At 65.5% G+C, this 12,631-nt stretch carries 11 protein-coding genes; 5 read left to right on the plus strand and 6 right to left on the minus strand.

Annotated elements, in window-relative coordinates:
* Nucleotides 1–16 precede the first annotated feature (16 nt).
* The 3 genes from AB4Z16_RS17490 to AB4Z16_RS17500 are packed head-to-tail and all read right to left on the minus strand — an operon-like array spanning nucleotide 17 to nucleotide 2,419.
* Nucleotides 17–427, minus strand: a complete 411-nt coding sequence (locus tag AB4Z16_RS17490) for a hypothetical protein (protein WP_441512640.1) — start codon at nucleotides 425–427, stop codon at nucleotides 17–19.
* On the minus strand, nucleotides 424–876 hold the full coding sequence (locus AB4Z16_RS17495) for a DNA polymerase III subunit chi (protein ID WP_441512641.1): 453 nt from the start codon (nucleotides 874–876) through the stop codon (nucleotides 424–426). The genes AB4Z16_RS17490 and AB4Z16_RS17495 overlap by 4 nt, the downstream gene beginning before the upstream one ends.
* 49 nt (nucleotides 877–925) lie before the next feature.
* Nucleotides 926–2,419, minus strand: a complete 1,494-nt coding sequence (locus AB4Z16_RS17500; RefSeq protein WP_441512642.1) for a leucyl aminopeptidase — start codon at nucleotides 2,417–2,419, stop codon at nucleotides 926–928.
* Nucleotides 2,420–2,574: 155 nt separating this feature from the next.
* Between AB4Z16_RS17500 and lptF the strand changes: the two genes are divergently transcribed.
* Genes lptF through rsmA form a run of 5 tightly spaced genes read left to right on the plus strand, consistent with a single transcriptional unit; the run spans nucleotide 2,575 to nucleotide 9,376 of the window.
* Nucleotides 2,575–3,768 carry an LPS export ABC transporter permease LptF gene (gene lptF / locus AB4Z16_RS17505; protein WP_441512643.1) on the plus strand — a complete coding sequence of 398 codons (1,194 nt, stop codon included), beginning with the start codon at nucleotides 2,575–2,577 and terminating at the stop codon, nucleotides 3,766–3,768.
* Nucleotides 3,768–4,859 (plus strand): LPS export ABC transporter permease LptG, encoded by a 1,092-nt coding sequence (gene lptG / locus AB4Z16_RS17510; protein WP_441512644.1) that lies wholly within the window; start codon nucleotides 3,768–3,770, stop codon nucleotides 4,857–4,859. Before lptF ends, lptG begins: the two co-directional genes overlap by 1 nt.
* Nucleotides 4,860–4,908: 49 nt before the next feature.
* Entirely contained in the window at nucleotides 4,909–7,458 is a 2,550-nt protein-coding gene (locus AB4Z16_RS17515) for an LPS-assembly protein LptD (RefSeq protein WP_441512645.1), read from the plus strand.
* Between the two features lie 53 nt (nucleotides 7,459–7,511).
* Nucleotides 7,512–8,531, plus strand: a complete 1,020-nt coding sequence (gene pdxA / locus AB4Z16_RS17520) for a 4-hydroxythreonine-4-phosphate dehydrogenase PdxA (protein WP_441512646.1) — start codon at nucleotides 7,512–7,514, stop codon at nucleotides 8,529–8,531.
* Complete coding sequence (gene rsmA / locus AB4Z16_RS17525) at nucleotides 8,528–9,376, plus strand: 16S rRNA (adenine(1518)-N(6)/adenine(1519)-N(6))-dimethyltransferase RsmA (protein ID WP_441512647.1); 849 nt, start codon at nucleotides 8,528–8,530, stop codon at nucleotides 9,374–9,376. Before pdxA ends, rsmA begins: the two co-directional genes overlap by 4 nt.
* A gap of 42 nt (nucleotides 9,377–9,418) precedes the next feature.
* Here the strand turns inward: rsmA and gmk are convergent, their stop codons facing one another.
* The 3 genes from gmk to mltG all read right to left on the minus strand — a co-directional run bounded on the left by gmk (nucleotide 9,419) and on the right by mltG (nucleotide 12,496).
* The gene (gene gmk, locus AB4Z16_RS17530) at nucleotides 9,419–10,066 is read right to left on the minus strand and encodes a guanylate kinase (protein WP_441512648.1); all 648 of its coding nucleotides are present in this window, start codon (nucleotides 10,064–10,066) and stop codon (nucleotides 9,419–9,421) included.
* Nucleotides 10,067–10,072: 6 nt separating this feature from the next.
* On the minus strand, nucleotides 10,073–10,954 hold the full coding sequence (locus AB4Z16_RS17535) for a YicC/YloC family endoribonuclease (RefSeq protein ID WP_441512649.1): 882 nt from the start codon (nucleotides 10,952–10,954) through the stop codon (nucleotides 10,073–10,075).
* A gap of 213 nt (nucleotides 10,955–11,167) precedes the next feature.
* The gene (gene mltG / locus AB4Z16_RS17540) at nucleotides 11,168–12,496 is read right to left on the minus strand and encodes an endolytic transglycosylase MltG (RefSeq protein ID WP_441512650.1); all 1,329 of its coding nucleotides are present in this window, start codon (nucleotides 12,494–12,496) and stop codon (nucleotides 11,168–11,170) included.
* Nucleotides 12,497–12,631: the final 135 nt, after the last annotated feature.

Genomic DNA, 12,631 nt, shown 5'->3' on the forward strand with positions numbered 1-12,631 from the left:
TGCGGATATGTGCCGTTCACCCCTGCCCCGGCTTGATGATCCGGCTCAGGCGGTTGTCGGTGAACATGTAGATCTCGCGCCCGCCGGGCTCTGCGTAGAGCACCTGCACCTCGCGTTGGCCCTTGCCGCTCTCGCCGATCAGCACATCGGTCGGCCGCGCGCCCTTGAGCTTGACCAGCTCGCACTCGGTGATGCCGGGAGCGATCTCGCTCGGCAGCGGGCGCGTCGAGGGATCGAGCGACGCGCCAACGCTGCAATCGCCCTCAGGCGTGAGCACTGGCTCCTGCGTCGAGACTCCGGCGCTGGCACTGCTCGTCCGCGTCGTGGTGACGCCGCCCTTGGTTTCGGACTGGAAGGCGAAGCCGCCCATATCGACCGAACAGCCGGCAAGGGCCGCGGTGCAGAGCAACAGAACAGGCAGTCTCACGCTTTCTTCTCCCAACGGCCGGCATCGTCCTGCTGCCAGTAGCTGGCGGCATGGCCCGAGGCCCTGGCCTTCTTCCAATCCTCGCGGGCGGCGGCAAGTGCCTCGGGATCGTCTCCATCGAATATCAGGACGACGCGCTCGTAGTCCTGCATTGCGTCGGGAATGCGAACCCCGTCGGCGCAGATCCGGACCTGAGCGGCGTTCGGATTGTGGCCCTCGGTCGTGATGACCACCGGGTTCTGCGCGGCGTCCGCCTCCATCGCCGTGACATGCGGCAGGAAGCTCTCATCCGCATAGGCCCACAGGTGATCGTCGATCACGCTCAGGCGCTCCTGGCTCGAGACCTCGACGACGACCTTCTGGCCGCGCGACAGCGCCCGGTCGAGAATCGTCGGCAGGACCTGCTCCAGCGGGCGGGACTGCAGATGGAAGAACAGGATCTCGGCCATCGAAACCCTTTTCTCCTAAACCATTGCCGTTCGTTCTGCAGAGATCGCTTTAGCTCTCGTAATGATCGGCCACCAGCCGGTCGAGCAGGCGCACGCCCCAGCCGGGGCCCCAGGAGCGGTTGATCTCGCTGTCCTTGGCGCCCATGCCGGTGCCGGCAATGTCGAGATGCGCCCAGGGCGTGTCGTTGACATGACGCTGCAGGAACTGCGCGGCGGTGATCGAGCCGGCATAGCGCCCGGCCGAGTTCTTCATGTCGGCGAACTTCGAATCGATCATCTTGTCATAGGCCTTGCCGAGCGGCATGCGCCAGACCGTCTCGCCGGTCGCGAGGCCGGCAGCCGTCAGTCGATGCGCCAGCTCGTCGCTGTTGGTGAAGAGGCCGGCATTCTCCTGAGCCAGTGCCACCAGGATCGCGCCGGTCAAGGTCGCAAGATTGATCATGAAGCGCGGCTTGAAGCGCTCCTGCGTGTACCAGAGCACATCGGCGAGAACGAGCCGCCCTTCGGCGTCCGTGTTGATGATCTCGATGGTCTGGCCCGACAGCGAGGTGACGATGTCGCCGGGGCGCTGGGCGTTCCCATCCGGCATGTTCTCGACCAGCCCGATGACGCCGATCGCATTGACCTTGGCCTTGCGGGCGGCAAGCGCATGCATCAGGCCGACGACGCAGGCGGCGCCGGCCATGTCGCCCTTCATATCCTCCATGCCGGCGCCCGGCTTCAGCGAGATGCCGCCGGTATCGAAGGTCACGCCCTTGCCGACGAAGGCGACGGGCTGCTCGTCCTTGCCGGCGCCGTTCCAGCGCATGATGGCGACGCGGCTCTCGCGCCGCGAGCCCTGGCCCACGCCGAGCAACGCGCGCATGCCGATCTTCTTCAGATCCTTCTCGTCGAGGATCTCGATCTCGACGTCGAGCTTCTTCAGCTTGGCGGCCCGATCGGCGAATTCCTCCGGATAAAGAACGTTCGGCGGCTCGTTGACGAGGTCGCGCGCCAGCACGACGCCGGCGGCGACGGCATCGGCCGCTTTCAGTGCCTTCTTCAGGCCGGCAGGATCGTCCGAGCGCAACGTCACCGCGATCGGTCCGGCCTCATCCTTGTCCTTGCTCTTCGTCTTGTAGCGATCGAAGGCATAGCTGCGCAGCTTCAGGCCCAGCGCCAGTTCGGCGCCATGCTCGGCCGCGATCGGTCCCGTCGGCAGCGCCAGGATGATGTCCGCAGTGCGCCCCGCACCGAGCCGGCCGGCGATGGCGCCACCGAGCTTGACGAAATCAAGCTCGTCAATCTTGTCCGCATCCCCGATCCCGACGACGATCAGACGCTCGTACGAGGCCGCCTCGGGAGCGGGCAAGGTCAGCCCGGCATAGGCCTTGCCCTTGTAGCGCTCGGCAGCGGCGGCTCGCGCCAGCAGCGCCTGCGCAGAGCGCCCCGCCGCATTCTCGGCTGCAGACGGCAATGCGAGCCGGTCCGAAACCAGGATCACGAGATCCTGCCCTTCCGCGGCATTCAGGGCTTTGACCTCGAGCTTCAGGCGCTGGGACATGATCCGCTCACAATCTTGCGACAAGTGCCGGGGAAGGACACAGGGTTGGCCGGCGAAAAACGATTCCCGTTTGCGCCGCGAACGCGCCTATACCATATGGGGTGTCCGACGAACCACCTCGGGAATCTTCGGTTCTCGACTGCCGGAAGCGCTGCGTGCTGTTCAACCGCCTCGACCGATACATCCTGAAGATCGCGGCGGGTGCGGCGATCGTGCTGCTGTTGGGGCTTACGGGGGTCATCTGGGTCACGCAGGCCCTGCGCGAGGTCGATCTCATCACCGGCAAGGGCCAGACGGTCCTGATCTTCCTGACCGTCACGTTGCTGTCGCTGCCGGCGCTGATCGCGGGCATCGCGCCGGTCGCGCTGTTCATGTCGACACTCTACACCCTCAACAAGCTCAACGGCGATTCCGAGCTGATCGTGATGAACGCGGCCGGCGTGGCGCCGCACCGGATCGTCCGGCCCTTCTTCGCCCTGACCGCCATCACCGCGGTCGTTGTGGCGTGGATGACGATCTCGGTGATGCCCGCGAGCTTCCGCATGCTGCGCGATCTCATCACGCTGATCCGCGCCGATTTCGTTGCCAACGTCGTGAAGGAGGGGCAGTTCGTCTCGCTAGATTCCGGCGTGACCTTCCACTACCGCGAGAAGGCCGGCGATTCGCTGGTCGGCATCTTCATGCAGGATCGCCGCGACCCGGCGCAGCCATCGATCTATCTTGCCGAGCGCGGGCGAACGGTAGAAGCGGAAGGCCAGAGCTTCCTGATGCTCGAGAAGGGCACCATCCAGCGCGAGGCCAAAAACACCACCACGACCTCGATCATCTCGTTCGAGCGGTACGCGCTCAATCTCTCCGCACTGACCGGCGATTCGAGCGGCGGCCCCGGCGAAGGCGACGGCGACAAGGTGGTCTACAAGCCGCGCGAACGTTCGACCTGGCAGCTCATCAACCAGGACCCGAACGAGAGCTACTACAAGATTCAGGAAGGCCGCTTCCGCGCCGAGCTGCACAACCGGCTGTCGGCGCCGCTCTACCCCTTCGCCTTCATGCTGATCGCCTTCGCGGCGATCGGCGAAGCCCGAACCACCCGCCAGGGCCGGGCTCTGGCAATTCAGGCCGCAATCATGATCGTCGGCGCAACCCGCATCGCCGCCTATGCGGCCTGGACGGCGAGCGTCCGCTCGCCCTTCGCCGCCGCCCTGCTCTATATCCTGCCGATCACGGCCATAACGCTGGCGCTCGCCCTCATCTTCTACGGTGAGCGCCTGCGCCCCGTCGTGGCGCGGTTCACTGCCCCTCTGACCATGCCGCTCGCCAATCTTGCGGCCCGTTTCCGGCGCGCCTGATGCTCCTGTTCTCGACCTTCGGGCGCTATCTGACCAAGCGCTTCGCCCGCGCGATCCTCAGCGTCTTCAGCACCTTCTTCTTCCTCATCGGCACGCTCGATTTCGTCGAGCTGATGCGCCGGGCCGGCGATTCCCCGATCGCGACGACCCCGCGGATCGTGCAGCTCGCGCTCTTCCGGGCACCGGCCGTGGCCGAACAGATCTTCCCCTTCGCCGCACTCTTCGGCGGCATGTTCGCGCTGCTGACGCTAAGTCGAAAGCTGGAGCTGGTGGTCGCGCGCTCGGTCGGCGTTTCCGCCTGGCAGTTCCTTCAGCCCGCAGCAGCCGTCGCAGGCGTCATCGGCCTGATCTCGATCATGGTCTACAACCCGCTCGCGGCTGATCTGAAACGCAAGGCCACCGCGCTCGAAACCCGGCTGTTCGTCCGCGCGAGCGGCAAGACGGGAGCCGCGCAAGATATCTGGTTGAGGCAGCGCAGCGTCGATGGTCAGGCGATCATCCGCGCCGCCGGCGCCCTGCCGGACGAGGATGGCCTGTCTCAGGTGACGTTCTTCATGTTCAACCACGACGGATCCTTCAAGGAACGCGTCGATGCGAAGCAGGCTGTGCTGCTCCCGGGAAACTGGGAGCTCGCCGAGGCGCGCATCACCTCCGCCACGCAAGAGCCACAGAGTTTCGCAAGCTACATGGTCGCGACGACCCTGGAGCCGGAACAGATGCGACAGAGCTTCACCCCGCCTGATGCGGTGGGGTTCTGGTCCATGCCCACAGTCATCGATCGGACGCAGCGTGCCGGCCTCGATACGACACCTTATGAGCTGCGATATCAAGCACTTATGGCGCGGCCGCTGCTGCTCATCGCCATGGTGCTGGTAGCAGCATCGGTTTCCTTAAGATTTTTCCGCTTTGGTGGTGTGACTAAGTTGGTGATAGGTGGCGTCGCGGCCGGGTTCGTGCTCTATGTTGCGACGCAGCTGTCGGAGGAACTCGGATCGTCGGGAATCGTCAATCCGATCGTCGCGGCGTGGTTGCCCGCAGCATTGGGGACGATGCTGGGCACCCTTGCCCTTCTCCATCAGGAAGACGGGTGAATCGTACTGTGCCTATGGTTAATTTTGGGTTTAACGGATGGTTTCGGGCGTGACTCGCGCGGCTCGCTTTGCTGCGGCGACCGCTCTCGCCTCCAGCTTGGCCTACCTGCTGGCCGGGCCGGCCTATGCCCAGAATCGGGCGGCCGGCTCTAAGCCTGCGCCCGCCGCTGCCGCCGCCAAGCCGCAGGAGCGGATGGTCGTCGATGCGCGCGAACTCGTTTACGACAACGACAAGAAGACGGTCGCGGCCGTCGGTGACGTCCAGATTCTCTATCAGGGTCGGACGATCGAGGCCGATCGCGTCATCTACGACCAGGCCAACAAGCGGGTCACCGCCATCGGCAACGCCCGCATCACAGAAACCAACGGCACGGTCATCACCGGCGACAGGTTCAACCTTACCGATGATTTCCGCGACGGCTTCATCGATTCCCTGCGCGTCGTGAACCCGGACCGCACGCGTTTCTCCGCCCCGCGCGCAGAGCGGACCGACGGCGAAACGTTCATTTTCGACAAGGGCATCTACACCGCCTGCGAGCCCTGCAAGGACAACCCCGAGAAGCCGCCGCTCTGGCAGGTTCGCGCGGCCCGGATCATCCACAAGAAATCCGAGCAAACGATCTACTACGAGGACGCCCGGCTGGAATTCGCCGGCATCCCGATGGCCTACCTGCCGTACATGTCGGGCCCGGATTCGACGGTGAAGCGGAAATCCGGTTTCCTCTCGCCGCGATTCATCAACACCTCGGCGCTGGGTTTCGGTGTCGGCCTGCCGTATTTCCTCAATCTGGCGCCGAATTACGACCTGACGCTAACCCCGACCTTCCTCACCCGTCAGGGCGTGCTCGGGCAGGCCGAGTGGCGTCATCGACTGGTCAACGGCTCCTACACCATCCGCGCGTCGGGCATCTTTCAGCAAGACCAGGAGGCCTTCCTCGCGAGCCCGCTCGGCCCGCGTGACAAGGAGTTCCGCGGCTCGGTCGAGACAAACGGCAAGTTCTACATCAATCAGAACTGGTCGTTCGGCTGGAACGCCTCGATGTCGACGGACCGCTGGTTCTACAAGAACTACCGCATCAAGAACGAGGCCTTCAGCACCACGACCTATCTGCAGGAATCGATCTCGACAGCCTATCTGAACGGCCAGAGCGCGACCGCCTGGTTCGATCTGCGCGGCTATTATTTCCAGCCGCTGAACTACCAGGACTGGCAGAAGCAGCAGCCGATGGTGCTGCCTGTGCTGGATTACGACAAGCGCGTCCACAAGCCGTCCTTCCTCGGTGGTGAGCTAGAATTCACCGTCAACGTCACCAGCCTGCATCGCGACACCGCCGCATTCACGGAATTGCCGCAGCAGAAGACCTTCCTGATCACGAGCCCGACCTACTCCCTCTATGATGGCTGCGCGGTCTACCAGAAGAGCACCTGCCTGGTGCGCGGCCTCGCCGGCAATGTCTCGCGCGCGACGGCCGAGGTTTCCTGGCGGCGCAACTTCATCGATCCGCTCGGACAGATGTGGACGCCCTACGCTTCGGTTCGCGCGGACGTCTTCTCGGTCAACCCCGACACTAGCAGCGTCATCAACTCGCGCGTCTCGACGATCGCGGACACCTCCGACGAGGTCTTCGGCCGGGTGATGCCGGCCATCGGCCTCATGTATCGCTACCCCTTCGTCGCGAAGACCGACTGGGGCACCCATATCATCGAGCCGGTTGCGCAGATCGTGGCGCGGCCGAACGAGACGCACAGCGTGCGTCTCGCCAACGAGGACGCCCAGAGCCTCGTCTTCGACGCCACGAACCTGTTCGAATGGAGCGGCAAGTTCTCAGGCTATGACCGCGTCGAGGGCGGCACCCGCGCCAATGTCGGCGCGCTCTATACCGGCCGGTTCGGCAAGGAGGCTTTCGCCAATCTCCTCGTCGGCCAGTCCTTCCAGCTCGGCGGGCGCAACTCCTTTGCCACCGGCGACCTTGTCAATACCGGCCTCAACTCCGGCCTCGACACGAACAGCTCGGACATCGTCACCCGTGCGCAGCTTTCGCCGTTCAAGGGTTTCTTCCTGACCGGGGCCGCGCGTCTGAACTCGACGACCTTCGAAGCGCAGCGGATCGACGCGGCCGCGACCTATGCGAACAGCGTTATCACGGCCTCGGTCGGCTACGGTCGCTACGAGCCGCAGCCCGAACTCGGCATCTCGCGCCGGCGAGAAGGCCTGTCGCTCAACGGTTCGCTGCGCGTTGCCGACAACTGGCGCCTGCGGGCCGGCGTGCTGTTCGATCTCGACAAATACAAGTACGACCGCGAGCTCTATCGCAACGCTTATGCCGCCTATCTCGCGGCACCTGCGGTCACGGCGGTCCCCGTCTATCCCAACACGGGTCCGTTCCAGACCGCCTCGACCTCGTTCGGCGTCAACTATACCGACGAGTGCACGATTTTCGACATCAGCTATTCGCAAAGCAATGCCGACCGCCAGTCGGGCGCGACCAAGGATACCCGCACGGTCATGTTCCGTCTCGAACTGCGCACGTTGGGCGAACTTGCCTATTCGCAGAATCTTGGCGGCAGCGGCTCATCGGCTGACGGCGTCAGTCAGTGACGATATCCGGGCCGCCGAGGCGGCCCGTTTCCTTTTCGACGCGGAGTTCTGCCTTGCCGCTATTGCCGCTTGCGCTGACACAGGGCGATCCGGCTGGTATCGGCCCCGAGCTCGCTTTGCGCGCTTGGCTCGAGCGCCGGGAGCGCGATCTGCCGGCCTTCGCCTGCATCGCGAGCCCCGGCGATCTTGCCGGGTTGGCGAACCGATTGGGATGGCACGTCCCGCTACGCATCTGCGACTGGGGCGAGGTCGAGAATGCATTTCCGGAAGCCTTGCCCTGCATCGCCCTCGCAGCTGCCGCCAAAGCCGAACCCGGCCGGCCCAACCCGGCCACTGCGCCCTCGACAATCGCTGCGATCGACACGGCGGTGGCCGCCGTCATGGCTGGCAGGGCAGCCGCCGTCGTGACCAACCCGATCGCGAAATCGGTGCTCTACCAGTCCGGCTTCCGGCATCCCGGCCACACCGAGTACCTTGCCCATCTCTCCGCGGCCGGCGGGAACGCGCCGCGACCGGTGATGATGCTATGGTGCGACGAGCTCGCGGTCGTGCCGATCACGATCCATGAGCCGCTGCGCCGGGTGCCGGAGCTGTTGACGACCGATCTCATCGTGGACACCGCGCGCATCGTCGCAGCCGAGCTGAAAGCCCGCTTCGGCATCGCCGCGCCGCGCCTCGCCTTCAGCGGCCTCAATCCCCATGCCGGCGAAAGTGGCGCAATGGGCGGCGAGGAGATGGCGGTCATTGCCCCCGCGATCGCCGCGCTGCAGTCGGAAGGCATCGATGCGCGCGGTCCCTATCCGGCGGACACGATGTTCCACGCCCGGGCGCGGGCTGGATACGACGTGGCGCTGGCGATGTATCATGATCAGGCGCTGATCCCGATCAAAACCATCGCCTTCGACGAAGGCGTCAACGTTACGCTCGGCCTGCCCTTCATTCGGACTTCTCCGGACCATGGCACGGCCTTCGACATCGCCGGCAAGGGCATCGCGCGGCCCGATAGCCTCTGCGCCGCGCTGAAGCTTGCGGCACGCATGGCCGAGGGTCCGATGCAGGTGGCCGCATTATGAGTCAGATCGACGATCTGCCGCCGCTGCGCGAGGTGGTCGAACGCCATGGCCTGATGGCACAGAAAGCGCTCGGCCAGAATTTCCTGTTCGACCTCAACCTGACCAGCCGCATCGCGAGAGCCGCCGGCCCTCTCGAAGGCGAGACAATCGTGGAAATTGGTCCGGGCCCCGGCGGATTGACGCGGGCCCTGCTCGCCAACGGTGCCGGGAGGGTGATTGCGATCGAGCGCGACCGGCGCTGCCTGCCCGCGCTGGCTGAGATCGCGGCACATTATCCCGGGCGATTGGAAATCATCGACGGCGATGCGCTCGCCGTGGATTTGTCCCCCCATCTCAAGGGCGAGCGTGCGAAGATCGTCGCCAACCTGCCGTACAATATCGGCACGCCGCTGCTGGTCGGCTGGCTCAGCCTCGAACCCTGGCCGTCCTGGTGGAGCTCACTAACACTGATGTTCCAGCGCGAGGTGGCCGAGCGGATCGTCGCGACGCCGGAACAACGCGCGGATTACGGCCGGCTCGCCGTGCTGTCGAACTGGCGCTGCGAGACGCGGATCTTGTTCGACGTGCCGCGCAGCGCGTTTGTGCCGCCGCCGAAGATCACCTCCTCGGTCGTCCAGCTCGTCCCGCGCGAGCAGCCGGAACCCTGCGATCGACGCCTGCTCGAACGGGTGACGCTCGCGGCCTTCGGACAGCGGCGCAAGATGCTGCGGCAGAGCCTGAAGGCGGTGCTGTCGGACCCTGCGCCGATCATCGCCGATGCCGGCCTTCTCGAGACGGCACGAGCCGAAGAAATCTCGGTTTCCGGCTTCGTCGCGCTGGCCAACGCGCTCGGCGCCAGGCGGTAGAGCGATCTGGGTCAGCCGGCCGCCAGGCCGACTGCGCCGCGTTCAGGGCGTCGGCTCGTCGAGCAGAGTCTCGACGAAATCGGCGAGGCCGATCGCACGGCTGCGCTTGAGCCGCTCGGCGGTGAGGATGGCCTTGATCGAGTCATAAGCGTCGTTCAGATCGTCATTGACGATGACGTAATCGTATTTTTCCCAGCGTGCGATCTCGGAACGAGCGTTTGCGAGTCGCTTGGCGATGACCTCCTGCGCGTCCTCGGCGCGGCGCACCAGCCGCGAGCGCAGCTCCGCCATCGAGGGCGGCAGGATGAAGATCGTCACGACATCCTCGCGCGCCTTCTCGACGATCTGCATCGTGCCCTGCCAGTCGATGTCGAACAGCACGTCGCGCCCACGCGCCAGCGCCGCCTCGACCGGCTTGCGCGGCGTGCCATAGCAATTGCCATGAACTTCGGCCCATTCGAGCAAATCGTCATGATCGCGCAGCGCCTCGAAGGTGTCGCGATCGATGAAGCGGTAATGGACGCCGTCGATCTCCGAGGCCCGCCGCTCCCGGGTGGTGACCGAGACGGACAGGTCGATATTGGTTTCGCGCTGGCAGAGATTGCGCGTCAGCGTCGATTTGCCGGCACCTGACGGCGAAGACAGGATCAGCATCAGGCCGCGCCGGGCCGGACGGGTCGTTTCGGCCATCAAGGCTCACTCCACGTTCTGAACTTGCTCGCGCAACTGGTCGACGACAGTGCGAAGTTCCAGTCCGATGCGCGACAGGCCGGGATCATTGGCCTTGGCGCAGAGCGTCGAGGCCTCGCGCCCGAACTCCTGCGCCAGAAAATCGAGCTTGCGGCCGATCGGCCCACCTTTGGCCAGGAGCTCGCGCAGCGCGCCGACATGGGCCTGCAGCCGGTCGATCTCCTCGCGGATATCGGCACGCACCGCAAGCAGCGCCGCCTCCTGATGCAGGCGCTGCGGATCGAAACCGTTATTGGCGCCGAGCAGGGTCTCGACCTGCGCGGCAATGCGCGCCCGGATGGCCTCGCTGCTGCGCGCCGGATGCTGCTCAGCTTCGCCGGCGAGCCGCGCAATGGTTTCAAGGTGGCCGAGAAGGATCGCCGCCAAAGCGCGCCCCTCGGCGGAACGGGCCTCCTTGAGAGCGAGAGCCGCTGCCTCCAGGCCAGCGAGCGCCGGAGCCTCCACAGCGCCCAGGATGTCCTGCGCTTCGTCAGCGAATTCGACGACGCCGCGAATGCCGAGCAAGCCATCATAGGATGGCGGGTTGATCCCTGCCGCTGGGGGCAGCCGCTCGACCGCCTGCAGCAAGGCAACAAGAACGGCCTCGTTGATGCGCGGACGCGGCGGGCCGGCGTCACTAGTGACGGCCAGATTGACGTGCAGTGTGCCGCGGGCGAAGGCCCCGGCCAGATGCTTGCGCGCGGCTTCGGCGAGCGCCTCGAAGCCGGGGGGCACCCGGACGCGCAGATCGAGCCCGCGTCCGTTGACGCTGCGAATCTCCCACGCCCAGCCATGGATGCCGGCGGTTCCCGCGGCGCGGGCAAAGCCCGTCATGCTTTCGATGGCCATGGCCCTGCCGCTCCTCTGAAGCATCGGACCGAAAAGTGGAATCCACTTTTCGGACCAATCCGATGCTGAAACAAACAGCTAGATCGCCACTTCGCATCCGAAAGGACGCGCGGCGATCTAGTGATGCGGCGGGACCGTAGTGGCGCGCTCCGGCCGCGGCAAGCGCCGCAACAGCGGAAAATGGGGATGACCCGCGCGGCGATGGGCAGCCGCTCAGGGCTTGAGCTGCGGAACCTGCTTGGGCGAGTTCAGATCGAAGGTCTTGTTGAGCAGCGGATCGCGCGCTGTCCCTTCCGAGGCATCGAATGCGCGGGCGCGGGTGCCCGCCACAGTGCCGGCCGGCTGGGCCACGGGCACGCCGTTGTTGTCGGTGGCCGGAGCTTCGGTCCGGTTGTCTGGGCCTGCCGGAGGCTCGATCTTGTCAACCACGTCGCCTGAGGGCTTTCCGCCCTGCTGCTGGCTGCGCGTCGTCTCGATCTGGCGCCAACGGCCGACATTGCGGTTGTGCTGATCGAGCGTCTCGGCGAAGGCATGACCGCCGCTGCCATCGGCGACGAAGTAGAGTTCCTTCGTCCGCGAATGATTGACCACGGCCTCCATCGCGGCGCGGCCGGGGTTGGCGATCGGCCCCGGGGGCAGGCCGGTGATGACATAGGTGTTGTAGGGCGTCGCCTGCGTGATCTCGTTGCGCTGGATCGGGCGGCCGAGCGTGCCCTTGCCGCCGACGAGGCCGTAGACGATCGTCGGGTCGGACTGCAGCTTCATCTTCTGGTTCAGGCGGTTGATGAAGACGCCGGCGACGCGCGGGCGCTCATCCGCGCGGCCGGTCTCCTTCTCCACGATCGAGGCGAGGATCACGAGTTCCTGCGGCGTCTTGACCGGCAGGTCGGCAGGACGACGCTCCCAGATCCGCGCAAGAATCACGCGCTGATCGCGCGCCATGCGATCGATGATCGCCTGCCGCGAGAAGCCACGCGGGAACCGATAGGTGTCCGGCAGGATCGAGCCTTCCTTTGGCGCCTGGGCGATCTCGCCGGTCAAAAGCTCGTTGTTGCGCAGCCGCTCGACGATCTGCTCGCTCGTCAGCCCTTCCGGTACGGTGATCGAATGCTCGACCACCTTGCCGCTGGAAATGATGTCGAGAATCTCCTTCGGGCTGACGCGCGCCTTGAACAGGTATTCGCCGGCCTGAAGCTTGTGCCAGTCGCCGCCGACGATCGCCGCGATGCGGAAGCTCAGCGGATGCTCGACCAGCCCCTCGCGCTGCAGCAGCTCCGCGATCTCTGTCAGCCCGCTTTCCTTCGGAATGATCAGGACGCGGTCACTCGCAAGCGGGCCCGGCGACTTGCTCTGGCTGGAGACCACGGCGATTCCCGCGCCGACGACGCCGGCGCCGACGAGCGCGATCGTGAAAAGACCGCTCAGCATCGACAGGAAGGGACTGCGGCGACGGCGACGCGCCTTCGGCGGCGGCGCCGGGGGCGCTACGGGCTTGAGGGCCTCGCTCGGACTCTTCGGGGCGACGCGGGGCGTATCATTCACGATCAAGACGCTCGCAGCATAAAATAGAATGTCTCGGTACGGCCGGGCGCCGGGGCGCTTCCGGCCTGAGGCGCATCAAATTTGAAATCGCCCCATTAGAGCCGGTTTCCCTATGGCTGTGAACGCGGAATCATG

The sequence above is a fragment of the Allobosea sp. TAF32 genome (assembly GCF_052113585.1).
Classification (GTDB): Bacteria; Pseudomonadota; Alphaproteobacteria; order Rhizobiales; family Beijerinckiaceae; genus Allobosea.